20 protein-coding genes are annotated in these 25,123 nt (G+C 63.8%); 10 read left to right on the top strand and 10 right to left on the bottom strand.

Features of this window, described 5'->3' with window-relative positions:
• Positions 1-135: 135 nt before the first annotated feature.
• The 3 genes from FXB40_RS38410 to FXB40_RS38400 form a co-directional block, all read right to left on the bottom strand.
• A complete protein-coding gene (locus FXB40_RS38410; protein ID WP_148777468.1) occupies positions 136-1,128 on the bottom strand; it encodes a glycosyltransferase family 2 protein in 993 nt (330 codons plus the stop codon).
• A gap of 162 nt (positions 1,129-1,290) precedes the next feature.
• Complete coding sequence (locus tag FXB40_RS38405) at positions 1,291-1,860, bottom strand: class GN sortase (protein ID WP_148777467.1); 570 nt, start codon at positions 1,858-1,860, stop codon at positions 1,291-1,293.
• A 91-nt stretch (positions 1,861-1,951) separates the two neighbouring features.
• On the bottom strand, positions 1,952-4,213 hold the full coding sequence (locus FXB40_RS38400; protein ID WP_148777466.1) for a marine proteobacterial sortase target protein: 2,262 nt from the start codon (positions 4,211-4,213) through the stop codon (positions 1,952-1,954).
• A 186-nt stretch (positions 4,214-4,399) separates the two neighbouring features.
• Between FXB40_RS38400 and FXB40_RS38395 the strand changes: the two genes are divergently transcribed.
• Together FXB40_RS38395 and FXB40_RS38390 are read left to right on the top strand one after the other, a co-directional pair.
• Positions 4,400-5,170, top strand: a complete 771-nt coding sequence (locus FXB40_RS38395) for a helix-turn-helix domain-containing protein (protein ID WP_148777465.1) — start codon at positions 4,400-4,402, stop codon at positions 5,168-5,170.
• A 53-nt stretch (positions 5,171-5,223) separates the two neighbouring features.
• Complete coding sequence (locus tag FXB40_RS38390) at positions 5,224-6,714, top strand: glycosyltransferase family 2 protein (RefSeq protein WP_148777464.1); 1,491 nt, start codon at positions 5,224-5,226, stop codon at positions 6,712-6,714.
• 13 nt (positions 6,715-6,727) lie between these two features.
• Here FXB40_RS38390 and FXB40_RS38385 read toward each other — a convergent pair whose 3' ends face one another.
• A complete protein-coding gene (locus tag FXB40_RS38385; RefSeq protein WP_148777463.1) occupies positions 6,728-7,948 on the bottom strand; it encodes an ABC transporter substrate-binding protein in 1,221 nt (406 codons plus the stop codon).
• 74 nt (positions 7,949-8,022) lie between these two features.
• On the bottom strand, positions 8,023-9,573 hold the full coding sequence (locus FXB40_RS38380; RefSeq protein ID WP_187437433.1) for an acyl-CoA synthetase: 1,551 nt from the start codon (positions 9,571-9,573) through the stop codon (positions 8,023-8,025).
• 262 nt (positions 9,574-9,835) lie between these two features.
• Between FXB40_RS38380 and FXB40_RS38375 the strand changes: the two genes are divergently transcribed.
• From FXB40_RS38375 to FXB40_RS38340, 8 genes are all read left to right on the top strand, one after another.
• Complete coding sequence (locus FXB40_RS38375; protein WP_187437432.1) at positions 9,836-10,972, top strand: acyl-CoA dehydrogenase family protein; 1,137 nt, start codon at positions 9,836-9,838, stop codon at positions 10,970-10,972.
• 19 nt (positions 10,973-10,991) lie between these two features.
• On the top strand, positions 10,992-12,155 hold the full coding sequence (locus FXB40_RS38370) for an acyl-CoA dehydrogenase family protein (protein ID WP_148777460.1): 1,164 nt from the start codon (positions 10,992-10,994) through the stop codon (positions 12,153-12,155).
• Positions 12,155-12,811 carry a glutathione S-transferase family protein gene (locus FXB40_RS38365; RefSeq protein ID WP_148777459.1) on the top strand — a complete coding sequence of 219 codons (657 nt, stop codon included), beginning with the start codon at positions 12,155-12,157 and terminating at the stop codon, positions 12,809-12,811. Before FXB40_RS38370 ends, FXB40_RS38365 begins: the two co-directional genes overlap by 1 nt.
• A 175-nt stretch (positions 12,812-12,986) precedes the next feature.
• On the top strand, positions 12,987-13,787 hold the full coding sequence (locus tag FXB40_RS38360; RefSeq protein ID WP_148777458.1) for an AraC family transcriptional regulator: 801 nt from the start codon (positions 12,987-12,989) through the stop codon (positions 13,785-13,787).
• 206 nt (positions 13,788-13,993) lie between these two features.
• Positions 13,994-14,860, top strand: coding sequence for a beta-keto acid cleavage family enzyme (locus tag FXB40_RS38355; RefSeq protein WP_148777457.1), 867 nt, complete (start codon positions 13,994-13,996; stop codon positions 14,858-14,860).
• Between the two features lie 113 nt (positions 14,861-14,973).
• Positions 14,974-16,590, top strand: coding sequence for an acyl-CoA carboxylase subunit beta (locus tag FXB40_RS38350; protein WP_148777456.1), 1,617 nt, complete (start codon positions 14,974-14,976; stop codon positions 16,588-16,590).
• Positions 16,587-18,563 (top strand): acetyl/propionyl/methylcrotonyl-CoA carboxylase subunit alpha, encoded by a 1,977-nt coding sequence (locus FXB40_RS38345; protein ID WP_148777455.1) that lies wholly within the window; start codon positions 16,587-16,589, stop codon positions 18,561-18,563. Before FXB40_RS38350 ends, FXB40_RS38345 begins: the two co-directional genes overlap by 4 nt.
• A 241-nt stretch (positions 18,564-18,804) precedes the next feature.
• A complete protein-coding gene (locus FXB40_RS38340) occupies positions 18,805-19,611 on the top strand; it encodes a hypothetical protein (protein WP_148777602.1) in 807 nt (268 codons plus the stop codon).
• Here FXB40_RS38340 and FXB40_RS38335 read toward each other — a convergent pair.
• Genes FXB40_RS38335 through FXB40_RS38315 form a run of 5 tightly spaced genes read right to left on the bottom strand, consistent with a single transcriptional unit; the run spans position 19,583 to position 25,061 of the window.
• Positions 19,583-20,569 carry an ABC transporter ATP-binding protein gene (locus FXB40_RS38335; protein ID WP_148777454.1) on the bottom strand — a complete coding sequence of 329 codons (987 nt, stop codon included), beginning with the start codon at positions 20,567-20,569 and terminating at the stop codon, positions 19,583-19,585. The genes FXB40_RS38340 and FXB40_RS38335 overlap by 29 nt on opposite strands.
• On the bottom strand, positions 20,566-21,573 hold the full coding sequence (locus FXB40_RS38330) for an ABC transporter ATP-binding protein (protein WP_148777453.1): 1,008 nt from the start codon (positions 21,571-21,573) through the stop codon (positions 20,566-20,568). Before FXB40_RS38330 ends, FXB40_RS38335 begins: the two co-directional genes overlap by 4 nt.
• Entirely contained in the window at positions 21,573-22,466 is an 894-nt protein-coding gene (locus FXB40_RS38325) for an ABC transporter permease (RefSeq protein WP_148777452.1), read from the bottom strand. Before FXB40_RS38325 ends, FXB40_RS38330 begins: the two co-directional genes overlap by 1 nt.
• A 9-nt stretch (positions 22,467-22,475) precedes the next feature.
• Positions 22,476-23,423 carry an ABC transporter permease gene (locus FXB40_RS38320; RefSeq protein WP_148777451.1) on the bottom strand — a complete coding sequence of 316 codons (948 nt, stop codon included), beginning with the start codon at positions 23,421-23,423 and terminating at the stop codon, positions 22,476-22,478.
• A gap of 39 nt (positions 23,424-23,462) precedes the next feature.
• On the bottom strand, positions 23,463-25,061 hold the full coding sequence (locus FXB40_RS38315; protein ID WP_148777450.1) for an ABC transporter substrate-binding protein: 1,599 nt from the start codon (positions 25,059-25,061) through the stop codon (positions 23,463-23,465).
• Positions 25,062-25,123: the final 62 nt, after the last annotated feature.

The raw sequence follows: 25,123 nt of genomic DNA, 5'->3' as shown, positions 1-25,123 counted from the left end.
TCTTCTTGGTGGCGCGTCACCTGGTTGTATGGCGAGTTGGGTGGAGTGGCAACCGGCAGGGCTGCATGCCGCATGGCGGAATGCGCGGCGGTTCGCAAGCGACGACTTCAATCGCCGGCTCGCGTCGCTTCCGCGTCAGTATCGCAGGACACCGAGCTTGTAGGCATAGTGATAGGCCAGCTGCCGGACGAGATAAGGCGCGATGGCGCGCCGGATCTGCATCTGCGTCGGATCGAATCCGAGAACGCGGCGCCGCAAGATGCCCATCTCCCTGACGCCGATCGCGTAAGTGGCTGCCGTCTTCTGCGCGTCGTGGATACGGAAGCAGGACAGAAATCGCGGCAGCCGGACGAACTTGAATCCGGCGGCCTGCGCCCGCAGGATGAAGTCCCAATCCATCGCGTAGTGGAAGCTTTCGTCGATCGGACCAAGCCTGTCCCACACGCGCTTGCGCCAGAACATCGTCTCCTGCGGAATGTAGTCGGCATATCGCAGTGTCTTGCCGTCGTGGCGGGGCAACACGGCGCGGCCAACCTCGAGCCCTTCGCGATCGATGAAGATGCGGTTGCCGTAGACGATGTCGACATCGGGATGCGACATGAAATAGTTGACGACGTGAGCGAGCGTACCTGGCAGTAGCACGTCGTCGCTGTTGAGATAGGCCATGATCTCGCAGTCGACGCCGGCAAGGCCAAGATTGATGGCGTTGGACTGGCCCTTGTCTGGTTCGCTCTTCCAGCTGACGCTGTCGCCGCGGTTCTTCAGGAGATCGACCGTACCGTCGATCGAGGCGCCGTCCTGCACGTGATAATAGAGGTTCGGATAAGCCTGGCTCAGGATACTATCGATCGCAGCGCCGAGATATTGCGCGTGATTGTAGCTTGGCGTGACCATCGCGATCCGCGGCGCATTCGCAGGGATCGCGGGTGCGGAGTTGAACGCGTTCAGGTTGAGCATTCGCGCCGGATATTGCTCGAAGGTCCACATCGGCGGACGCCGCCAGAGGCTGCGAAGCGAGGATCGTCTCTGACCGGCCGCGATGAGATCCAGATTCCGTTCCAGTAGCGCGACGCGATTTTCGAGCTGCTCCAATCGCTGGTCGAGACGCTGCCTAAACTCTTCGTCCATTTACCCCTTCTTCCCCGCCCAGCTCCGCTGCGGAAGTCGCCGGCCTTCTCATTGGTCTACGGTCGGCAGCGCCAGTTCAGCGGTTCCAGTGGCGCGATTGTCGCGCGCCAAAGCATGGTTTGCGAGAGCTCGATCGATCCCGAACGGGTCGATTGCGAACGGCTATTCACCGTCTCCGATCAGGGTGGCATGCAGGAGGTAACGTTCGGCGCCGGACGTAACGGCGTCGAACGGCCAACATGTCGCAAGCACAAGCTCGAAATCCTGCGTCGCGGGATCGATGCCGGATGCGTCGAAACGGACAATCGCGGAGGAATCCGCGCGATAGCGAAAGCGTTTACCGTCACTGCGTGTGACATCGATCACGTCACCAATGGCAACATCCCGCAGGAAGCGGAAGTGTGTATCGCGATGAGCAGCATATATAGCAACGCCGCGCTCGCCGGCATCAACCGTTTGGTGGAGATGACCGGGGCCGAAAGCGAGCGCCTGGCCGCTCGTGCCTTCCAGCACGATAGTGCTGGCGCCGATCCGTTTCACCTCGATCCGCGCCACCGGCCAGGTATCGGCCCAGGACCATGGCTTGACCGGCTGGCCGGTCGCAACGCTCCGGTCGAACGCACGCTCCAGGAGCATCTGCGCGAGCCAGGCCTTGGCGTGGATGTAGGCGCCGTCGCCGAACAGGATCGTTCCGACAAGCGCCAGGACCAGAGGCGAGATGAGGCGGGGCATGAGGTCCATCAGGAAAAAGGCGCGCGCGGCCGTTGGTATCGGGACGGGCAGCCGCGCGCGCCAAGCAAGAGGAGTTCGGGGGGCTCCTCTCTCAAGCGGCGTCAGTGAGCAAGTGCTGACGCCGGTTGAACACGAACAGGATCAGGGCGAGAACGATCATGATCAGGCCTGCGATCATCTTCAGCTCAGCCGAGGTCGCGGTCTTGGGCAGGCGGATCGCATCAGGGGTGACAGGAGCCAGTCGTCTTGCTGCAGGCTGGCCTGCATCGACACGGCGCTCGCGCAACTGTGTCGGCGTCAACTGCGGCCGTTCGCCGAACACCTTGGCGAAATCCCAGCCGGCCGGCAGGTTGATCGGCAGCTCGCTGAGCTTGAGCGGCTGGCCTTCGGGACGGCTCGGTGTCTTGTCGATCGCGACGAGACTGGTCAGTCGCGTGACGATCTGATGGTCGAGCGCCAGCGCAAGGATCGTCTTGTCGGTGTCCTCGGGCGTCATCTCGTGGAGTGTCCGCGCCACTTCGGCATCGCCGATCTTGCGCCTGGCCCAGAGTTTTGACAGGCCTTTGCCCTCGGCGGCGTTTTGCAGCGGCAGCGTCACCGACCACGGCCGGTCGCCGACGCGGCCCTTGATCTCCAGCGAGCCCGCAAGCTTGTCGAGCTTTGCTGCGAGCACCAGCGGCTCGTCGCGATAGATGTCGGGAATGATCGCGGGCGTGACGTCGGCTTTGGCGTCCGAGAATTTTGCGGTGAGGCCGGTCACCGCAGGATTCTCCAGCTTGGCGAACAGGCCGCGCATGCGCTCCTCGACCTGCTCGACGGAGCCGATATGGGTGAAGGCGCCGCGGCCGAGTTCGGAAGCCCGCGTCATCAGATAGGTGTTGGGCGCGGAGCCGATGCCGACCATGAAGATGCGCGAGCGGCCGCGCATCGCGGTGATGGTCTCGAACAATTGCTGCTCGTTGCCGATCGCGCCGTCGGTCAGGAACACGATCTGGCGAACCATGTTGGTGTCGCCGATCTTGTCGGTCAGTGCAGCACGCATCGCCGGCACCATCTCGGTGCCGCCGCGCGCCTGCAACGCGCCGACGAATGACGTCGCTTCACCGACATGCGCGGTATCGGCTGGCACCGAGGTCGGAAACAGCACGTCCATGGTGTCGTCGAAACGGATCACGTTGAAGCGGTCGTTCGGTTGGAGGCGGCCGAGCGCATAGAGCAGGCTCGCCTTGGCCTGCTCGATCGAGGTGCCGCCCATCGAGCCGGAATTGTCGATCACGAACGCCACTTCGCGTGGCAGCGGCTTCTGCGCTGTTTGCTCGGCGGCGGGCGGTGTGACGAAGGCGAGCAGATAGTCGGCATCGCCGACATGCTCGCGGAATAGCCCGACCGACGGCGCCTTCTCGGCGGCTGGCTTCCAGGTCAGCTCGAAGTCGCGGTCGGCCGGTACGGTGCCGTCGGCAAGCGTCACGACGCGCGTCGTGCTGTCCGGGCTCTCGATCTTGACGTTGTGATGGTGGCTTTTCACCTCGGCAAGCGCATAACCGGCTTTCAGGTGCACCGTGATGCTGGTCGGATTGATCGGCGCATTCTTGGCCGGATCGAGAACCGGCGGCGAGATGCGGTCACGGTCGGGCACCGGGTCTGAATTGGTCGCGCCCCAGCCGGAGCCGTCCTTGCGGAAGTCGACACTCTGCACGATCGGCGCCGGATTGTAGCGCGGCCCGACCACGAGCGGCACGCGCAGCGAATATTCGTTGCCGGACTGATGCACCGGCTCCTGATATTCGATCTGTACCAGCAAGGTTTCGCCGGGACCGATATTGGCGACCGAGTTGGTGAAGATGTTGGGCCGCTCCTGCTCGGTGAGTGCGGCCTTCTGTCCGTTGCGGCGCGCCTGCTCGTAGATTGCGCGGGCCTGCTGACGCTCCTTGATGTCGCCGACGATGATGCGGTCGCCGACCACCATCTTCAGCGTGTCGACGGCGCCGTCGGTGGCCAACGGATAGACATAGGTCGCCTCGACCCAGTCCTTGGTCGGGTTACGGAAGACCTGCGTGACACGGGTGCGCAGCGTCGGGCCTGATACCGTGATGTCGATATCGATCCCGAGGCGGATGGCTTCGATGTAAGCGCCGTCGTCCTTCAGGAGGAGGCTGCCGGACTTGGCATCGCCGGGCTGAAGCAGGCTTGCCTGCTCGGTCGCCGCCGACCAGCCCGGCGCGAAGCTCACCAGCAGGGCCACGAAGCTGACCAGGAGTACGGCGATGCCCTGTGCCAGGAGGAACAGTCCGACCTTGACCAGCCTCCCGAGCCAGGGGTGCTCATTGCTATCGACCGTGTCGTAATTGCTCATTGGCCTGCTCCCGAAAGGTGTTTGACGACGCCAAGCATCGGTCGGGAGGGGGTGATTTCGCGAGCAGAATGAACGGCAATGTTCCGCCGCGGCTGGCCTTGCCGGGCCACCGCTTTGGCGGCCATGTCCGGTTTTGTGCTGACTTGTCCGCCCTGCTAGACTGGCGGCCGTGGAGCAGGGTTAACGATGCAGACGCCGGATAAACTCAACGACGGGCAGCTTTCGGACGACCAAAGCCGGGAGGTCGCGGAGACGATCCGCGAGGAGATCGCCAGGCGCCGGATTTCACGGCAGGCGCTGGCCGAGCAGGCCAAGCTCAGCCTGTCGACGCTGGAGAAAGCGCTCGGCGGCCGCCGCCCGTTCACGCTGGCAACTACGGTCCGGCTCGAGCAGGCGCTGGGTGTCTCCCTGCGCAAGAGCACGGTTGCGCCGTCGCCCACGGCTGGCAACGATGTCGCGCCCGACAGCCTCGGCTCCTATTCGCATCGCGCGGTGACCTGGATCGAGGACCTGTACATCACGCTGCGGCCGTCCTTTGGCGACAAGGATGCGATCTTCGCCTATCGCACCGAGATCGTCTGGGAGCCGAAGGTTTCCTCGCTGGTCTTCCGCGAGGGCGAGCGGACCGATGCGGCCTATGAGCACACCGGCGAAGTTGCAGTGCCGCACCAGTCGGGGTTCATCTATCTTGTCATCAACAAGCATGGCCAGCATCGCGTGATCACGGTATCGCGGCCAACCGTGTCTGGCGCGATGTATGGCATCATCTCGACGCTGCGCGCCGGTGCCGGCTCGCAACTGACGCCGGTCGCAGCACCCATAGCCTATGTGCCGGCACGGAATATCGTTGATCCGGCTGTGGGCCGGATCGCGCCCGACCACACGAATTACAAGCTGTATCGCGATCACCTTCGGCGTACTGTCGACGAGTCTTTTGCGCTCTTTTTGCCTGCCTGAACCAGCGCCCGAATCGGCGTCTCGCGCGATCATGTTGAGGAGTGAAATCCGGCATGGGTCCCGACTGGCCGCTGTTCTCCGTTATCATCCCGCTTAGAGATCACCGCGGGCAGTGGGAACAGTGCTGGCTCGGCTGGACATCGCAGACAGTTGACAGGTCTCTCTACGAGATCATCCTGGTCATGCCGCCGGATTTTACCGCGCACGCGGAGCTGAAGGCGCTCGTCGCCGGCCAGGCGCGCCTCGAATCCACCGACTGCGTTCACGACATCGAGCTCAGCGCTATCGGGGCGGCCAGGGCTCGCGGACGCTATCTGTTCTTCACGGAATCGCATTGCTGGCCCGAGCCCGACGTGATCGAGCTTTGCATCCGCGCGATCGATGACCATCCCGATTGGGTCGGATTTTCCTGCCGCTCACTTCCGATCTGCCATAACCGCCTGTCAGAGGCGGAAGCTGCGATGTACCAGGCCGACATCGACTTCGGCTTGAAACAGCATCCCTGGCGCAAGGTGCTCGACCAGTGCTTCGTGACGCGGCGCGACGTCTACGAGGAGTGCGGGGGCCTGCGCGAAGAATTCGGGCATTTCGCCGAATGGGTGCTCGCCGCTGGATATTTTGCGCGAGGCTACGCCGTCGGTTATCTCGAGGAAGCGCGCTTCCATCATTATTACGTCGGCCGGATCGGCGAGCTGAAGACATTCACGCTCGACTTCGTGCAAGGCGAGATCCGCTATCTCAGCGGGGATCGGCGTGATCCGGGTTGGGAGCTGCTCGAGATTCCCCACGAATGGAGCGAGCGGGATAATGTCGATGATGATGCGCTTGCCCTCCACGCCCTAAACGCGCTGATGCGCTACAGGGGATGGAAGCGGCCCGACGAGAAGCTGCGGGCCTCGTGGCGCTGGATCGCGCCGGCGCTGTTTGGTGATCTCCATGCGCGTGTCGCCGCGCGCCTCGCCGTCGCACATGCGCGAACGATGCTGACGGCGCTGGCGGTGGTCGGGTCGAGCGACGCCATGGCGCGATGGATGAGGCGCTACATCTCATCGCTGATCCGCTTTCAGCGGCTCGAATCTATCCGTCGCACTCGTGGGCATGCCAGGCTTGCGCCGAAACTGCTCGGTGATCATGTCCTCGCGGAGCTTGGATTTCACGCCGTGGAGACGGCGGCCGGCCATACATTTCGCTGGAGCGAGCCGCAGGCGGCCGTCCGCATCAAGGGGCTGCCTGGGCGCAACACGGTCTGCATCCGAAGTCCGGCGCTGCGTGCGCCGCTCGATGAAATCGGCACGCAGTTCTATTTCGACGGCGCGCGTGTCGATCCCGCCGCGATTGATATCGGTTGTGACCGCTATACGCTGAACCTGGATCTGCCAAAGTCAGGCGTCGCCACTTTGGCATGGGCTTGCCCCGTGCTCAAAGGTGTCGGCGATGTGCGCCGTCTCGGACTTTCCGTCGTGGCCATCGATGTGAGCCAGGACGCGTGCGATCGCGATCAAAAAGATAGCGGCCTTTCGGCCGCTATCTCGCGTGTGCGGTAATTTCCGATCGAAACTAGCCGCTCGGCTCGGCGCTGATGATGGGGCCGAACAATTCCCACTGGCCGCTCTTGAAACGCCACATCTTGAGCTGCTCGATCGGTGCGAAATCGGTGGCCGAGGTGTTGATCGTGATCCCCGGGATCAGCGTGTCGGGGGTGAAGTCCTTCAGGCTGGCGGCCTGCTTCATCACGTTCTCGCGGGTGAGATTGTCGCCCGCCTGCTTCAGCACCTGAACCATCGTCTGGGCTGCGGCGTAGCCGTAAACCAGATTGGCGTCCGAGATGTTCGCGCCCGGCATGTACTTCTCGATGAAGGCCATGAACTTCTTCATGCCGGCATCGTCCTTCCACTGCGGATCCGAGGCATCCTTGAGGTAGCCGGCCGAGAGCACGCCCTCGGAGGCCTCGAGGCCGGCCGGTTTCATCACTGCGCCGATCGACACCGAGACGTCGGTCATCAGATGCATCGGCTTCCAGCCGAGCTCGGCGATCTTCTTGATCGCCTGCGCCGCGAATTTCGGGGTCGCAATATTCACGAACGTATCGGCGCCGGTGTCCTTGAGCTTGACGATATGGGCGTCGATCGAGGGCTCGGACGTCTCGTAGCTTTCTTCGGCCACGATCAGCTTGGATGCCTTGTCGCCGAACACGTCCTTGATGCCGGCAAGGTAGTCTTTGCCGAAATCGTCGTTGGCATAGAAGATCGCGACCTTCGCGTCCGGCTTCTCCTTCAGGATGTATTTGGCGAAGATCCGGGCCTCGACTCGGTAGCTCGGCTGGAAGCCCATGGTCCAGGGGAAGTTGTGCGGATCGTTCCACTTGCTGGCGCCGGTGGCGAGGAACAGCTGCGGCACCTTCTTCGAGTTGTGATATTTCTGAACGGCGGTCTGGGTCGGCGTGCCCAGCGCGTTGAACACCAGGAAGACCTCGTCGCTCTCGATCAGCTTGCGGATCTGCTCCACCGTCTTCGGCGGCGAGTAGCCGTCGTCATAGGAGATCCAGTTGATCTTGCGGCCGTTCATGCCGCCCTGGTCATTGATCATCTTGAAATAGGCTTCCTCGGTCTTGCCGATGACGCCGTAGGCGGAAGCAGGGCCGGAATAGGCTTCGACATTGCCAAGCTTGATCTCGGTGTCGGTGACGCCGGTATCGTACGCCTTCTGTGCCTGGGCGCCCTGGGCCGTGAACAATGCCAGGGCCGCTGTAGCGGCGAGCAGGGAGAGTTTCCTCTTCATAAAATTTCCTTGGGTTTCTTGGTTGGAGTCAGGCACGTCAGAAACAAAGAAGCGCCCACAAGAGGGCGCTTTGATCAGGCGTTGGCGACTTTCTTGTCGACCTCGGACGAGACCGAGAATTCCTTGCGGAGGGTCGGCTTGTGGATCTTGCCGGTGGCGTTGCGTGGCAGCGCTTCGACGAAGCGAACCTGGCGCGGACATTTGAAGCGCGCGAGATTGGCCGCGCAATGCGCAAAGACATCGGCCTCGGTCAGCAGCTGCCCCTGTTTGACCGCAACGATGGCGAGGCCGACCTCGCCCCATTGCGGATCGGGAATGCCGATCACGGCCGCTTCCGCGATCGCGGTGAGCTGATGCAGGACGTTCTCCACTTCAGCCGGATAGACGTTTTCGCCGCCGGAGATGTACATGTCCTTCCAGCGATCGACGATGTAGTAGAAGCCTTCTTCGTCCACGCGCGTCGCATCGCCCGTATGCAGCCAGCCGTCGGTGAAGGAGGATTTGTTTGCCTCCGGCCGGTTCCAGTAGCCCGGCGTGATGTTCGGTCCCTTGACCCAGAGCTCACCGAGCTCGCCGACATCGGCAGCGCTGCCGTCGGGACGGACGATGCGGACCTCGGTGTGCAGCACCGGCTTGCCGGCGGAGCCGGCCTTGCGTGCTGCGTCCTCGCGATCGAGCACCAGCACGGCGGGCGACGTCTCGGTCATGCCGTAACCCTGTTGGAGCGCGACGCCGCGCGCCTCCCACACCTTCAGCAGCGGCACCGGCATCGGAGCGCCGCCGACACCGCAGACGATCAGTCGGGAAAGGTCGGTCGTCGCGAAGGCCGGTTGTTGCGCCATGAACTGGTAGATCGCGGGCACGCCGAAGAACACGTTGATGCCACGCGCGGGATCGTTGATCAGGCAAAGCGCCGTGCCGGGATCGAACGCGCGCATGATCATCACGGTGCCGCCGGCATGCAGCACGGGTTTAGTGTAGCAGTTGAGCCCGCCGGTGTGGAACAGCGGCAGCACGGTGAGCAGCACCGAGGACGGTCCGATGCAGGCTGGGCCGCCAAGATTGACGCAATTCCAGAAGGTCATGCCATGGGTGATGGTCGCGCCCTTCGGATGGCCCGTGGTGCCCGACGTGTACATGATGGTCGAGACGTCATCGAGCGTGACGTTCTCGGCGCGGTCGAGCGGCTTGGCAGAGGCGATGCCGGCCTCATAGGCGCCGCCGGGGCCGAGCAGCAGGCTGATGGCGACGTTGCAGAGTTTTGCAACGGTAAGCGCGGTCTCGGCGAGATCAGTGTCGTGGATCATCACCTTCGGCGCGCAATCGCCGGTGATGAACTGAAGCTCGGGAACGGTGAGGCGGGTGTTCAGCGGCACGAAGACGGCACCAAGCCGTCCGCAGGCGAACTGCACCTCCAGCGTATCGGTCGTGTTCAGCGCCAGCACCGCGACGCGATCGCCGCGCGAGATCTTGAGCGCGTGGTGGAAGAATGAGGCGAGGCGCGAGACGCGGTTGTCGAGCTGCGCATAAGTGAAGCGGCGCTCGCTCGCGAGGTCGATGGCCGCAACCCTGTGAGGTGCGCGGCGCGCGTGATGGGCGATCCAGTCGTAATAACGAACGGCCAACAATCCCTCCCTCGGCGGTCTTGTGCCGCCTGCCTTTTTATTGCTGTGCACCATGCCCGGCATGGCCCTGGGAGGCCAGCCGGAGTTTTGTGCAGCAGTCTTTTTTTGATTTGGAGTTGGCCTGCGGGGGACGAAAATCGTCTTGCGTTGAGTTGCTAGGGCTTGGGCCGGCGAGGCGCCACGCCCCACCCAGCCACTCGGCGCAAGTGAGCCGCCAATGTTCCGGCCATGGTGGAACGCGAAGAGAGAAAGCGCGCATGCAATGAAGAGCCCGTTCTATACCGCCGAGCACGACGCCTTCCGCGACGTCATGAGCCGCTTCGTCGACAAGGAGATCGCACCCTTCGCCCATGAATGGGACGAAGCCGGCGAATTCCCCCGCGCGCTCTATCGCAGGGCGGCCGAGATCGGCCTGTTGGGGCTGGGATTCCCCGAGGAACATGGCGGGATCGCCGCCGACCAGTTCATGAAGATCGTGGCCAGCCAGGAACTGGCGCGGGCAGGAGCCGGCGGCATCAGCGCGAGCCTGATGAGCCACACCATTGGCTCGCCGCCGATCGCACGCGCAGCGCGCCCCGAAGTAAAGGCGCGCGTGCTGCCGCAAGTGCTCTCGGGAGAGAAGATCTCCGCGCTCGCCATCACCGAGCCGGGCGGTGGTTCTGATGTCGCGAACCTCCGGACCAGGGCGCGGCGCGACGGCAATCACTACGTCGTGAGTGGCGAAAAGACCTTCATCACCTCAGGGATGCGCGCCGATTATCTGACCGTTGCGGCGCGTACCGGCGGCGAAGGCGCCGGCGGCGTCAGCCTGCTCCTGATCGAGGGCGATACGCCCGGCCTGTCGCGCACCAAGCTGAAGAAGATGGGCTGGTGGGCCTCCGACACTGCAACGCTGCATTTCGACGATTGCCGCGTGCCGGCCGAAAACCTGATCGGCGAGGAGGGCCAGGGCTTCAAGATCATCATGCAGAATTTCAACAGCGAGCGCATCGGCATGGCCGCAGGCTGTACCGCCTTCGCGCGCGTCTGCCTCGATGAGGCCGTCGCCTATGCCAAGGAACGAAAAACCTTCGGCAAGCCGCTCGCCCAGCACCAGGTCATCCGCCACAAGATCGTCGACATGGCGCAGAAGGTCGCAGCCTCGCAAGCGATGCTGGAAATGCTGGCCTGGCGGCTGGAGCAGGGCGAGAGCCCGGTCGCTGAAATCTGCATGATGAAGAACCAGGCGACGCAGACCATGGCGTTCTGCGCCTCGGAAGCCGTGCAGATCTTTGGCGGCGCCGGCTTCATGCGCGGCATCAAGGCCGAGCGCATCTACCGCGAGGTCAAGGTCAACGCCATCGGCGGCGGCACCGAGGAGATCATGAAGGATCTCGCCAGCCGGCAGATGGGGCTGTGAAGCACGAGGCTGAGAAAGAATGCTGTTTACCGCCGACCACGACGACATCCGTCGTTCCCTGCAGAAATTCATCACCAACGAGATCAATCCGCATGTCGATGAATGGGAGAAGGCCGATATCTTCCCGGCGCACGAGCTGTTCAAGAAGATGGGCAGCCTCGGCTTCCTCGGCCTGAACAAGCCGGTCGAGTTCGGCGGCTCCGGTCTCGATTACTCCTACGCGCTGATGATGGCGGAAGAGCTCGGCGCTATCACCTGTGGCGGCGTGCCGATGGCGATCGGGGTGCAGACCGACATGGCGACGCCCGCTTTGGCGCGATTCGGCTCGGACGAGGTGCGGCGCGAGTTTCTCAGCCCCTCGATCTCCGGCGACTACGTCGCCTGCATCGGCGTCTCCGAGCCTGGCGCTGGTTCGGACGTCGCCTCGATCAAGACCAGCGCGCGCTCCGATGGCGACGACTACCTCATCACCGGCGGCAAGATGTGGATCACCAACGGCACGCAGGCTGATTGGATCTGCCTGCTGGCCAATACCGGCGATGGCCCCGTTCACCGCAACAAATCGCTGATCTGCGTGCCCATGAAGAGCAAGGGCGTCACCGTCGCTCGCAAGCTCGACAAGATGGGCATGCGCTCCTCGGACACCGCGCAAATCTTCTTCGACAATGTCCGCGTGCCCAAGCGCAACCGGATCGGCGAGGAGGACAAGGGTTTTACCTACCAGATGATCCAGTTCCAGGAGGAGCGGCTCTGGGGCGCGGCGGCCTGCCTGAAAGCGCACGAATACATCATCAACGAGACCATCGAATACACAAGCAACCGCAAGGCGTTCGGGAAGTCGATCCTCGACAACCAGGTCGTGCACTTCAAGCTCGCGGAGATGCAGACCGAGGTCGAGCTGCTGCGTGCGCTGATTTATCGCGCCGCCGAGCAGCTGGTCGCCGGAGAGGACGTCACCAAACTTGCGACCATGGCCAAGCTGAAGGCTGGCCGGCTCGGCCGCGAACTCACCGACGCCTGCTTGCAATATTGGGGCGGAATGGGCTTTACCAACGAGACGCCGGTCAGCCGCGCCTATCGCGACAGCCGCCTGACCTCGATCGGCGGCGGCGCCGACGAGGTCATGCTGATGGTCCTGTGCAAGATGATGGGTACGCTGCCGGGTAGTAAGGGAAACGCCTGATGATCACGCTCTATCACTGCGACGCCGCGCGCTCGTTCCGCCCGCTCTGGATGCTGGAGGAGATGGGACTGCCTTATGAGCTGAAGATGCTGCCGTTCCCGCCGCGGGTCTTCGCCAAGGAATACCTCGCGCTCAATCCGCTGGGCACGATTCCTTTCATGGTCGACGGCGAGACCAAGATGACGGAGTCCTCCGGCATCTGCCACTATCTCGGCGTCAAATACGGCCCGACGCCGCTGATGGTCGGCCCCGAGGATCCCGCCTATGGCGCCTTCCTGAACTGGATGTATTTCAGCGACGCCACGTTAACCTTCCCGCAGACGCTGGTGCTCCGCTACACCCAGCTCGAGCCGGAGGAGCGCCGCAATCCGCAGGTCGCCACCGACTACGCCAAATGGTTCCTGGGGCGGCTGCGCGCCGTCGAGGCGGCGACCGCCAATACCGAAACCTTGTGCGCCGGCCGCTTCACCGCCGCCGACATCGTCATCGGCTACGCGCTCCGCCTCGCGGATAACATCGGTCTCGCCAAGGATTTCGGGCCGAATGTCGCGGCCTATTGGGCACGCTTGCAGCAGCGCGACGGTTTCAAGCGCGCGGTTGCTGCGGAGCAGAAGGCCGGCGTCGAGCAGAATGTTGCGCCGCGCGTAAGGGCGTAAGCATTCCGCAGGATGGGACTGCGGTCTCATCGCGGTTCCGGGACGGCCGACCGCCGTCCCGGAATGGTAATCTTTTGCGCGCCATGACAGCGCTATCCCGTCGTGACAGCGCCCAAATTTCGGCTAAGGTGACCTCCGTCCGCAGCGGCCAAAGAGCCGCGCGAGGAGGATCCCAATGGAAGATAAAGGTCGCGAATCCGACCATCTGATGCTGATCACGCCGGAGCGGGTCTTTTATGCCGGCTTGCTCGGCCGCCCTCGCAAGCGGACTCCAGGTTGCTGCCACGTCTATGTCGCCGTGAAAGGCAGCCTGCATCTGACCATCGATGACGTCCTCGCCACCGCCGAACTGTTCGTCACCCTGCCGAATCAGCGGCATTCCATTGCCAGCGACTACCGCACTGCAATCAGCGTGACGCTCGAGCCGGAAAGCATGCCGGATGGCGTGATCGAGACCTTGGCCCAGCGACTGATGGGACCGGACCGGGCGGTCTATGCCCGCAAGATTCTCGCCGCCTACGCGCTGCTGCGCCAGCGCCGCTATAACGACATCAACACCGCTGAATTCGATGAGATGTGCTTTGGCGAGGCGCTGCCGCGCCGCGTGCTCGACCCGCGGGTCACGCGCGCGGTTGCCCGCATCGGGCGCTTCACCGGTGAGCCGGTGACGGCGGATACGTGCGCGGCCGAGGCGGGTCTTTCAGCCTCGCGCTTCCTGCATCTGTTCAAGGAGGAGACCGGCATCTCGTTCCGCTCCTTCCGGGCCTGGAAGCGTGCGCGGCATTTGCTGCACTTCGCCAATCAGGACCTCAACCTCGCCCACCTCGCGCAGGATATCGGCTATCCCGACTCGACCCATTTCAGCCACTCGATCCGCCGCTTCTACGGATTGAAGCCGCGCGCGATCTTCGTCGGCTCGCGCGATCTCGCGATCTATCGCAGCAGCGAGACGGTGCGGCTCGATATCGCTTCGTAGGGTGGGTTAGCCCTGCAGATGCGCGAAGCGCATCTGCTCGGCGTAACCCACCACTTCTGCCTCCGCTGAAACTAAAGAGGTGGGTTACGCCTTCGGCTAACCCACCCTACGGCATCTCGTTTTCCAGCTTCTCCGCGCAAGAAGCCGCATGCCGCGCATCACATGATCGCTACCGTTGAATTCTCAACGTGCGAGACATCTGTGGTATGAGCGACAAGGCCGTCATCACCTGCGCGCTGAACGGCGTGCTCACCGACCCGAAGCAGCACAACGTGCCTGTGACGCCCGAGCAGATGGCGCGCGAGGCCAAGGCTGCGTTCGATGCGGGTGCGTCCATCATGCACATCCATCTGCGTCAGCAGGCGCCGAACAAGGGGCATCTGCCGTCCTGGGAGGTTGCCGTCAGCAAGGAGATCCAGCAGGCGATCCGTGAAGCCTGCCCCGGCGTCATCATCAATCACACCTCGGGCGTCTCCGGGCCGAACTACTCCGGCGCGCTGGATTGCATCCGCGAGACCAGGCCCGAGATCGCCGCCTGCAACGCCGGCTCGCTGAACTACCTGAAGGTCAAGGCCGACAACTCTTGGGCTTGGCCGCCGATGATGTTCGATAACGCGGTCGAGAAGGTGAAGGACTATCTCGACGTCATGAACGCGGTCGGCACCATCCCCGAGTTCGAATGTTTTGACGTCGGCATCGTCCGCTGCGTCGGCATGTACCACCAGGTCGGCATGTACAAGGGCCCGCTCGAGTATAACTTCGTGATGGGCGTCGCTTCGGGGATGCCGTCGGATCCCGATCTGTTGCCGATCCTGATCAAGCTGAAGCGTCCCGAAGCGCATTTTCAGGTCACTGCGATCGGCCGCGAGGAGATCTGGCCGCTGCACCAACGCTGCGCCGAGCTTGGCGGACATCTGCGCACTGGCCTCGAGGACGCCTTCTATCTCGCCGACGGCAAGAAGGTGACGTCGAACGGCCAGCTGATCGAGGCCATCGCCGCCTGCGCCCGTCGCGCCGGCCGCGAGATCGCAAGCCCCGCCGAAGCGCGAAAGATCTTTGGGACGAATCGCTGAACGTAGCCCCAGCCGTCATTGCGAGCGAAGCGAAGCAATCCAGAGTGCATCCGCGGCAACAGACTGGATTGCTTCGTCGCTTTGCTCCTCGCAATGACGGGTAGGATAGAGTCATGTCCATTCTCGAAAACACCATCTCCCCCGGCAGCGCTGCCTACCACGCCAACCGTGACGGCATGCTCGCGCTGATCGACCGCATGCGCGCGCTGGAAGAACGCACGCGCGCGGCGTCAGCGGCGGCAAAGGATCGCTTCCACAAGCGCGGCCAGCTGCTGCCGCGCGAGCGCGTCGCGCTGGTGCTCGATCCCGGTGCGCCCTTCATCGAGCTGTCGACGCTCGCCGGCTACATGTTCGACGTGCCGGATGCGAATAAGAGCGTGCCCGGCGGCGGCGTCATTGCCGGCATCGGCTTCGTGTCGGGTATCCGCTGCATGGTCAGCGCCAACGATGCCGGCATCGATGCCGGCGCGCTCCAGCCTTACGGCCTCGACAAGACGCTGCGGGTGCAGGAGCTCGCGCTGGAGAACAAGCTGCCTTACGTGCAGCTTGTCGAAAGCGCCGGCGCCAATCTCTTGCGCTATCGCGTCGAGGATTTTGTCCGCGGCGGCAACATCTTTCGCAATCTCGCGCGGCTTTCGGCGGCGGGCCTCCCCGTCGTCACAGTCACGCATGGTTCGTCGACCGCAGGCGGCGCCTACCAGACCGGCCTCTCTGACTACATCGTCATGGTTCGCGGCCGCACCCGCGCCTTCCTTGCCGGGCCGCCGCTGCTGAAGGCCGCGACCGGCGAGATCGCGACGGAAGAAGAGCTCGGCGGCGCCGAGATGCACACGCAAATCTCCGGTCTCGGCGACTATCTCGCCGAGGACGATCGCGACGCGTTGCGTATCGCGCGTGAGATCATGGCGGCGCTGGAATGGGAGCGGCCGGGCAGGGCGGCGTCGCAATTCAAGGCGCCGCGCTACGATCAGGACGAGCTGCTCGGCATCATGCCGATGGACCACAAGCGCCCCGTCGACATGAAGCAGGTGATCGCGCGCATCATCGACGATTCCGATTTTACCGAGATGGCGCCGAACTACGGCCCGGCCACCGTCTGCGGCCGTGCCCGCATCGAGGGCCAGGCGATCGGCATCGTCACCAACAACGGCCCGCTCGATCCCGCCGGCGCCAACAAGGCGACGCATTTCATCCAGGCCTGCTGCCAGACCCGCACGCCGATCCTCTATCTCAACAACACCACCGGCTACATGGTCGGTAAGGCCTATGAAGAAGCCGGCATGATCAAGCACGGCTCGAAGATGATCCAGGCGGTGACCTCGGCGACCGTGCCGCAGATCACGATCTATTGCGGCGCCTCGTTCGGTGCCGGCAATTACGGCATGTGCGGGCGCGGCTTCCATCCGCGCTTCTGCTTCTCCTGGCCCAACGCCAAGACCGCCGTGATGGGTGGCGAGCAGGCCGCCGAGACCATGGCGATCGTGACGGAAGCCGCCGCCGCGCGCCGCGGCAAGCCGGTCGAGAAAGAAAAGCTCGACGCCATGAAGGCGCAGATCATCGGCGTGTTCGACGGCCAGATGGACGTGTTCTCGACCAGCGCGCGCGTGCTCGACGACGGCGTGATCGATCCGCGCGATACCCGCGCGGTGCTGTCCGAGGCGCTCGCGATCTGCCGCGAAGGCGATGCACGCACGCCCCAGCGCATGCAATTCTCGGTGGCCCGGCCATGAGGAACGGATCAGTGCAGCACCGACCGTTCTTCAAAGTCCTAGTCGCGAATCGCGGCGAGATCGCGCTGCGCGTGATGCGGAGTGCACGGCAGCTCGGCCTCGGTGTCGTTGCCGTCTATTCGGACGCCGATCGCGACGCGCTCCATGTGCGCCAGGCCGATCAGGCGGTGCGGATCGGCGAAGCCCTGCCGGCGCAGTCCTATCTCAACATTCCTGCGATCATTGCAGCGGCCAAGGCGAGTGGCGCGGATGCTGTCCATCCCGGCTACGGTTTCCTCGCCGAGAATGAGGAGTTTGCGCAAGCGTGCAAGGACGCCGGACTCGTCTTCATCGGCCCGTCGCCGCAGGCGATCGAGGCGATGGGCAACAAGGCCGGCGCCAAGGAGATCATGAAGAAGGCCGGCGTGCCCTGCGTGCCCGGCTATCAGGGTGCCGACCAGGGCGACGAGGTGATGCTCGCGGAAGCCAGGAAAATCGGCTTCCCCGTGATGATCAAGGCGGTTGCCGGTGGTGGCGGCCGCGGCATGCGTCTCGTCACCGACGCCGCATCCTTCGCCGATGCGCTGCGCAGCGCGCGGTCGGAAGCGAAGGCCGCGTTCGGCGATCCCACGGTCATTCTCGAGCGCGCCATCCAGAATCCCCGCCACATCGAAATCCAGGTGTTCGGCGACAGCCACGGCAACGCCATCCATCTCGGCGAACGCGATTGCTCTGTGCAGCGGCGGCACCAGAAGCTGATCGAGGAGGCGCCATCGCCCGCCGTGACGCCGGAGCTGCGCGCGAAAATGGGTGAGGTTGCGGTCGCCGCCGTGAAGGCGCTGCGTTACGAGGGCGCCGGCACGCTGGAATTTTTGCTCGATGCCTGCGGCGAGTTCTACTTCATGGAGATGAATACGCGGCTCCAGGTCGAGCACCCCGTGACCGAAGCGATTACCGGGCTCGATCTGGTCGAGCTGCAACTGCGCGTCGCGCGCGGCGAGCCATTGCCGGTGAAGCAGCAGGATATCCGTTTTGCAGGCCACGCCATCGAGGTGCGGCTGTGCTCGGAAGATGCCGCGCAGGATTTCACGCCGCAGTCCGGCCGCATGGCGCGCTGGCAGGTGCCTGATGGCATCCGCGTCGAGCACGCGCTGCAATCGGGCTCGGAGATCCCGCCGTTCTACGATTCCATGATCGCCAAGGTGATCAGCCATGGCGCCACGCGCGAGGAGGCGAGAGGGCGGCTGATCGTCGGCCTGGAGCAGCTCACCGCGCTTGGCGTGACGACCAATCAGGCATTCCTGATGTCGTGCCTGCGTCATCCCGGCTTTGCCAGGGGTGAGGCGACGACGGCGTTCGTCGGCGCGTATCGCGACGAACTGCTGGCGCCGCGCGTGGACGGTGCATTCGATACGGCGCTGGCGGGCCTGCTGCTCTACGTGACGAATCCACGTGCGCCTGAGTGGCGCAGTGGCCGGAGCTTGTCGGCAACGTTCCCGCTGCCTGCGAAACTCGAGATCGCAGGCCACGCGCTTGAGCTCGACGTCACGCGTGAGCGCGATGGCAGCTACACCGTCGCCACCGTCGGTCGGCAGGACAAATTCGAGATCGAGCAACTCGATCCTGACGCCATCCGCTTCCGCCACGACGGCGTGATGGACAGCGCAAGATTCCTGCGCGACGGCGATCGGCTTGACCTCCGGCACCGCGGCATCCCACTCGCCGTCACCGATCTAACCCTCGCCGCGCCGAAGGCCGCCGCAAGCAATGGCGGCGACGGCAAGGTCCGCGCCGCCATGAACGGCCGCGTCGTCGCCGTCCTGGTCAAGCCGGGTGACCGCGTCAGCGCCGGCCAGCCGGTGCTAATGCTGGAGGCGATGAAGATGGAGCACGTCCACAAGGCTGGCATCGATGGCGTGGTCGCGGCGATCGACGTCACCGAGGGCGAGCAGGTGACCACAGGCAGGATCGTCGCGGAGATTGGGGCCGGTTAGCGCGGCAAACGCGGTGTCGTGGGCAAAGGCGCAAAGCGCCGTGCCCACGATCCTGCGTCGATGGCATGCAGTGGTGGGCACGCTTCGCTTTGCCCATCCTACGGGCACTTGCGGCTTGGAGAAAATAGCTAGATATTTCAATGTAATATCGTCTTCGTGAGTCGTGGTTAGATTTAAATTGAACATCGTTCATTTTTGAGTTACGAATGTTGAACGATGTTCAATTCATTTGGAGGCCGTGATGTTGCCCGCGACTGATCTCGCCCGAGAGATCGATGCCACACCAACGCCCCGTCGGCTCTCGTTCGTCGTGCCGCAAGCTCGAGAAAAATACCTGCTCGGCGCTCTCCTCGTCCTCGCAGTGGCAGCGCTCCTCGCGCCCGCACTGCCCGCTGCCGCGTGGCACATCCCACATTTCGTCGACACGCGCTCTTGGCTCGGCGTGCCCAACGCCGGCGATGTGCTGAGCAATCTCGCCTTCCTCGCGCTGGGCGTTTGGGGCACGGAACGGCTGCGCGGCCGCAATGATGCGCCCGTGGGCGCCAGCTGGTTTTTCGTGGGATTGATCCTCACGTGCCTGGGATCAGGCTTCTACCATCTGGACCCCGACATGCCGCAACGGCTCGTGGCCGATCGTCTCGGCATGGCCGTGGCATTCGCGGGCTTTCTGGGCATCGCGGCCAGCGAGCGCATCAGCGTGCGCGCAGGCGAGGCGGTGCTGGTGCTGATGATGATTGCGGGCCTGCTCGCAGCCTGGGTGGCGCGCGAGAATCTCACGCCTTGGGTCGTCGTGCAGTTCGGCGGCATGGCGCTCGCCGTGGGACTGGCGTTGACGAAGCCCCGGGCTGGCGCGCTCGGCGTGCCGCTCGGTGGCGTGATATTCTTTTACGTGCTGGCCAAGCTTTTCGAGCTTGGCGACGTGACCGTGTTCGAAGCCACCGGGCACATTGTCTCGGGCCACACGCTGAAGCATCTCTCCGCCGCGCTCGCGGCGTGGCCGGTAATCCGGGCGTTGGGGCTTACTGGCTCTGCCCCGTCCCGTCATTGAGCAAGCACGCCACCTGGTGCCCGTCGCCTGCATCCATCAGCACCGGCCGCTCAATCCTGCACCGCTCCATCGCAAACCGGCAGCGCGTGTGAAACGCGCAGCCGGGCGGCGGATTGACTGGGCTCGGCACGTCACCGTCGACCAGTGGCGCGAGCTTCTTCGCCAGCGGATTGGCGATCGGCACGGAGGCGAGCAGGGCCTGCGTGTAGGGATGGCGCGGGTTGCGGAACAGCTCGTCCTTGTCGGCGATCTCGACGATCCGGCCGAGATACATCACGGCGACGCGGTGGCTGATATGCGCGACCACGGCGAGGTCGTGCGCGATGAAGAGATAGGAGAAGCCGTGCTGCTTCTGCAGGTCGATCAGCAGATTGATTACCTGTGCCTGGATCGAGACATCGAGCGCGGACACCGGCTCGTCGCAGACGATCAGGCGCGGCCCGAGCGCCAGCGCCCGCGCGATGCAGATGCGCTGGCGCTGGCCGCCGGAGAATTGATGCGGAAAATTGCGCATCTGGTCGGGCCGGAGACCAACCTGCTCGAACAGTTTTGCGACGCGCGCCTCCAGCGCCTTGCCGCTTGCGAGGCCATGCACGGCCAGCGGCTCGCCGACGATATCGCCCGCTATCATGCGCGGGTTGAGCGAGGCGAACGGGTCCTGAAATACGATCTGCATCGAACGGCGATGCCGGCGCAGCGCCGTCTTGGACAGGTGCGTGATGTCCTCACCGTCGAGGCGGATCTGACCCGAGGTCGGTTCGATCAGCCGCAGCACACTGCGCGCCACGGTCGACTTGCCGCAGCCGGATTCGCCGACGAGCCCGAGCGTCTCGCCCGCGCCAAGCGAAAACGAGACGCCGTCGACCGAGTGTACGGTGCCGACCTGCCGGCGCAGCACGCCGGCGCGCACCGGATAATGCTTCTTGAGGTCGGTGACTTCGAGAAGTCGCTCCGTCATGCCACCTCCGCCACTTCAGCCGCGCGCCAGCACGCCGCGAGATGGCCGCCGCCCCAATCGGTCAGCGGCGGATATTCGGCCTCGCAGCGCTTGATCGCGAGGGTGCAGCGCGGCGCGAAAGCGCAGCCTTTCGGCAGTCGCACCAGCGACGGCACGGTGCCGGAAATTTCGTTCAGCCGCTCCGGCGCGGCGACGCCGGACGCCGGCACGGCCGGGATCGAGGCCATCAAGCCACGCGTGTAGGGATGTTTTGGTGCGGCGAACAACGCCTCGACACTGGCTTCCTCGACCTTCCGGCCCGCATACATCACGATCACGCGTTGCGCGGTCTGCGCAACCACGCCGAGGTCATGGGTGATCAGCACGAGGCCGGTGCCGAGCTCCTTTTGGAGATCGAGGATCAGCGCCAGAATCTGCGCCTGGATGGTGACGTCGAGCGCGGTGGTTGGCTCGTCCGCGATCAGCAGCGCCGGCCGGCACGCCAGCGCCATCGCGATCATCGCGCGCTGGCGCATGCCGCCGGAGAGCTGATGCGGATATTCGCGCGCGCGCCGCACCGGCTCGGGGATGCGCACCAGCCGCAGCATCTCGACCGCGATGTTCTGGGCTTCCCTCGACGATAAGTTCCGGTGAAGCCGCACGGCCTCGACGATCTGGTCGCCGATCCGCATCACCGGGTTGAGCGAGGTCATCGGCTCCTGGAAGATCATGGAGATGCGATCGCCCCGGATCTTGCGCATCTCGGCCTCGCTCAGCGCCAGCAGATCGGTGTCTTCGAGCGTGACGGTGCCACCGACGATACGACCCGGCGGATCGGGCACCAGCCGCATCAGTGACAGCGCGGTGACGCTCTTGCCGCAACCGGATTCGCCGACGATCGCCAGCGTTTCGCCGCGGCTTACGGTGAAGGAGACGTCGTCGACCGCTTTGAACAGGCCGGAGTTGGTGAAGAACACCGTCTTCAGGTTCTTCACGTCGAGCACGAGATCGGAGGTGTCAGCCATCAGCCGCGCTGCCGGGGATCGAGGATGTCGCGCAAGGCGTCACCGAACAAATTGGCGCCGAACACGGCGAGGCTAATCGCAATGCCCGGGAAGATCACCAGCCATGGCGCGGTGCGGACATATTCGGCCGAGGATTCCGACAGCATGCGTCCCCAGGACGGATAAGGCTCGGGAATGCCGAGGCCGAGGAAAGACAGCGAGGCCTCGGTCAAAATGGTCGAGCCGAGCTGGGCGGTCGCGAGCACGATCAGCGGCGCCAGCGTGTTCGGCAGCACATGGCAGAGTGCGATCCGCACCTCGCTCATGCCGATCGATTTTGCCGCTTCGACGAACGGCTGCTCGCGCAGCGCCAGCGTGTTGGCGCGGGTGACGCGTGAGACGGTCGGGATCAGCGGAATGGCAATGGCGAGGATGACATTCGGTAGCGACGGGCCGAGGGCCGCCGTCATGATCAGGGCCAGAACCAGCAGCGGCAGTGCCTGCAGGATGTCGGAAACGCGCTGGAACACGAGGTCGACCCAGCCGGAGAGGTAGCCGGAGGTCAGACCGACGATGACGCCGATCGAGCCGCCGAGCGCGGTCGAGCCGATGCCGACCGCGAGCGAAATCCGCGCGCCGTGGATGATGCGGCTGAACACGTCGCGGCCGAAGGAATCCGTGCCCATCCAGTGCGCGAGGCTCGGACGCAAGAGTGCGTGGGCGGAATCGACGCTCAGGGGATCGTAACGTGCGATGAAGTCGGCGAAGATCGCCGTGAGCACGAACGCGATCATGATGACGAGACCGGCAGCGCCCAGCACGTGCCGCTGCGCCAAAAACAGCACGCGCCGCCAGCCGCCGGTGGCATGCGCGCCGGCTCGCCTCAGTTCAACGTCGAAGTCGATCGCAGCCAAGCTGATCTCCTAATCCGTGTATCTGATACGTGGATCGAACACGGCGTAGAGCATGTCGACGATGAAATTCGCGCTGACCACCACGACCGCAATCAGCATCACCAGGTTCTGCACGATCGGATAATCCCGCCAGCGGATCGCCTCGACCAGGAAGCGTGCGACGCCGGGGATGTTGAACACGGTCTCTGTGACGATCAGGCCGCCAATCAAAAATGCCGCCTCGATGCCGATCACGGTGATGACGGGCAGGATCGCGTTCTTCAGCGCGTGCTTATAATTCACGGCAGCATCGGAGGCGCCCTTGGCGCGCGCGGTGCGGATATAATCCTGCCGCAGCACTTCCAGCATGGAGGATCGCGTGATGCGCATGGTCAGCGCGGCGCTGCGGAAGCCGACGGCGGCGGCCGGCACGGCATAGGTTGCGAACGCCTCGAGCCAGGTCGCCGGATTGGGATTGAAGATCGGGATCTGGCCGAACATCGCCACCGATGCGGTGAGGATCAGCAGGCCGAGCCAGAACGAGGGCAGCGACAATCCGCTCAAGCTCACCACGCGCAGCGCGTAGTCGAGCCGCGTGCCTTGTTTGACCGCGCTGATGACTCCAAGCGGAATGCCGATCGAGGCCGAGAACAGCAGCGCGAGGCCAGCGAGCCGCGCCGTAATCGGGATCCGCGGCAATATCTCCTGAAGCGCCGGCTTCTCCGACACATAGGAGTAACCAAAATCGCCGCGCAGGAAACCGCTGATCCAGTGCCAATACTGTACGATCAGCGGCTGATCGATGCCGAGCTCCTTCTCCAGATTGGCCTTGTCGGCGGGATCGACATAACCGGCCGCCGCGAACAGGATGTCGACGATATTGCCGGGCACGATGCGCAACAGAAAGAAGATGACGACCGAGATCCCGAACAGGGTCACGAGCATCAGGAACAGGCGCCGTACCAGATAGGCAAACATTCGCGCCCTCCCGCCGAGCTGTCTCGTCCGTTCGCTGCGCTACTTGTCCATCCACAAATCTTCGTACCGGTACCCATTATAGGAGCTGTTGGTCATCACAGTCACGCCCTTCACATAGGGCTGCCAGCAGGTGCCGGTACGCGCGTGGAAGATGATCGGACGGGCAACGTCCTCCTGCAGCTTCTTGTCGATGTCCCACACCAGTTTCTTGCGCTTGGCGATGTCGGTCTCTTGCGACTGCACGTCGAACAGCTTTTCGATCTCCTTGTTGCAGTAATTGGTGTAGTTGCGCTCGGAGCCGCAGGAATAGTTCTCGTAGAACGACTGGTCGGGATCATCGACCGCGTTGCCGGTGAGGTTGAGTCCGAGCATGTAGTCCTTGCGCGCGATCTTCGGGAACCAGTTCGCGGTCTCGACCACGTCGAGCTCGCCGTCGATATAGATGCTCTTGAGCTGGTCGATCAGGATCACGGCAGGGTCGCGGTAAACGGGGATGTTGCGGGTTGAGACCTTGACGGCAAGATGCTTGTCCGGGCCATAGCCCGCCTTCTGCATCAGCTTTTTGGCCTCCTCGCGGTTGGCGTTGATGTCGGGACCGTAACCGGGAATGGTCTCCAGCATCTCCTTCGGCATGCCCCACAGCCCGTTCGGTGGCGGCAGCATGGTGCCGCCGACGTCGCCCTGGCCCTCGAACATGATCGAGATGAACGCCTTGCGGTCCAGCGACAGCGCCATGGCCTTGCGGATGTCGATATTGTCGAACGGCGGCGCGGATGAATTGACGATGATGTTGGTCGCGACGTTGTTCGGCTCGACCTCGCAGATCGCATTCGGCGCCTGCGATTTCACGTCCTTCAGCAGCGGAATGCTCACCTCGGTCGGGAAGGTCATGTCGAACTTGCCGGCGACGAAGGCGAGGATCGCGGTCGAGCGGTTCGGGATGATGGTGAACTCGATGCCGTCGAGATAGGGCCGGCCTTTGCGCCAATAGTCCGTATTCCGTGTCAGCTTGATCGATTCATTGGCCTTGAACTCGACGAACTTGAACGGGCCTGTGCCGATCGGATGCGTGCGCATGTCGCCGGGCGAGACGTGGCAGGGATAGACCGGCGTGTAGCCGGAGGCGAGCAGCGCCAGCAGCGACGGCTGCGGTCGCTTCAGGTTGAAGGAGACTTCGAGATCGCCGTTGGTCGAAATATCGTTGACCTGGTCGTACCAGCTCTTGCGCGGGTTCTGCCGGAATTTTTGCTGCGACTTGCCCATCAGCATGTCGAAGGTGCATTTGACGTCGGCCGAGGTGAGCGGCTTGCCGTCGTGCCATTTGACGCCCTGGCGCAGCCTGAAGGTCAGCGTCTTGTTGTCGTTGACCCAGGCCCAGCTCTTTGCGAGCTCGGGGACGATGTTCTCCATCGTGTTCTGGGCCTCGTCCTGCTTGTAGATGACGAGGTTGTTGAACACCGGCATGAAGGGAACATTGAGCGAATAGGTCGCACCCTCATGGATCGAGGCGTTGCCGGGGCTGTCGCGGTGATACATCCGCAGGATTCCGCCCTGTTTGGGCTCACCGGCGAAGGTCGTCGTCGAAAACGCCAGCAAAGATAGCGCCGCCGTCGCGGCGAGCGCCCACACGCTCCGCATCCTCGGTCCTCCCTGGACATCAGTCTTTTGGGCCATTTGTGGCCTGTTTGACCGGACGATAG

The organism is Bradyrhizobium rifense (assembly GCF_008123425.1).
Classification (GTDB): domain Bacteria; phylum Pseudomonadota; class Alphaproteobacteria; order Rhizobiales; family Xanthobacteraceae; genus Bradyrhizobium; species Bradyrhizobium rifense.
This window is presented reverse-complemented; position numbering and strand designations above follow the sequence as displayed.

Excerpts from the sequence above, each read along its gene's own strand:
- FXB40_RS38315 (WP_148777450.1), bottom strand. The coding sequence starts at position 25,061 with ATGCGGAGCGTGTGGGCGCTCGCCGCGACGGCGGCGCTATCTTTGCTG.
- FXB40_RS38385 (WP_148777463.1), bottom strand. The coding sequence starts at position 7,948 with ATGAAGAGGAAACTCTCCCTGCTCGCCGCTACAGCGGCCCTGGCATTG.
- FXB40_RS38335 (WP_148777454.1), bottom strand. The coding sequence starts at position 20,569 with ATGACGGAGCGACTTCTCGAAGTCACCGACCTCAAGAAGCATTATCCG.
- FXB40_RS38390 (WP_148777464.1), top strand. The coding sequence starts at position 5,224 with ATGGGTCCCGACTGGCCGCTGTTCTCCGTTATCATCCCGCTTAGAGAT.
- FXB40_RS38330 (WP_148777453.1), bottom strand. The coding sequence starts at position 21,573 with ATGGCTGACACCTCCGATCTCGTGCTCGACGTGAAGAACCTGAAGACG.
- FXB40_RS38340 (WP_148777602.1), top strand. The coding sequence starts at position 18,805 with ATGTTGCCCGCGACTGATCTCGCCCGAGAGATCGATGCCACACCAACG.
- FXB40_RS38410 (WP_148777468.1), bottom strand. The coding sequence starts at position 1,128 with ATGGACGAAGAGTTTAGGCAGCGTCTCGACCAGCGATTGGAGCAGCTC.
- FXB40_RS38350 (WP_148777456.1), top strand. The coding sequence starts at position 14,974 with ATGTCCATTCTCGAAAACACCATCTCCCCCGGCAGCGCTGCCTACCAC.
- FXB40_RS38365 (WP_148777459.1), top strand. The coding sequence starts at position 12,155 with ATGATCACGCTCTATCACTGCGACGCCGCGCGCTCGTTCCGCCCGCTC.
- FXB40_RS38395 (WP_148777465.1), top strand. The coding sequence starts at position 4,400 with ATGCAGACGCCGGATAAACTCAACGACGGGCAGCTTTCGGACGACCAA.
- FXB40_RS38345 (WP_148777455.1), top strand. The coding sequence starts at position 16,587 with ATGAGGAACGGATCAGTGCAGCACCGACCGTTCTTCAAAGTCCTAGTC.
- FXB40_RS38375 (WP_187437432.1), top strand. The coding sequence starts at position 9,836 with ATGAAGAGCCCGTTCTATACCGCCGAGCACGACGCCTTCCGCGACGTC.
- FXB40_RS38370 (WP_148777460.1), top strand. The coding sequence starts at position 10,992 with ATGCTGTTTACCGCCGACCACGACGACATCCGTCGTTCCCTGCAGAAA.
- FXB40_RS38320 (WP_148777451.1), bottom strand. The coding sequence starts at position 23,423 with ATGTTTGCCTATCTGGTACGGCGCCTGTTCCTGATGCTCGTGACCCTG.
- FXB40_RS38400 (WP_148777466.1), bottom strand. The coding sequence starts at position 4,213 with ATGAGCAATTACGACACGGTCGATAGCAATGAGCACCCCTGGCTCGGG.
- FXB40_RS38355 (WP_148777457.1), top strand. The coding sequence starts at position 13,994 with ATGAGCGACAAGGCCGTCATCACCTGCGCGCTGAACGGCGTGCTCACC.
- FXB40_RS38405 (WP_148777467.1), bottom strand. The coding sequence starts at position 1,860 with ATGCCCCGCCTCATCTCGCCTCTGGTCCTGGCGCTTGTCGGAACGATC.
- FXB40_RS38360 (WP_148777458.1), top strand. The coding sequence starts at position 12,987 with ATGGAAGATAAAGGTCGCGAATCCGACCATCTGATGCTGATCACGCCG.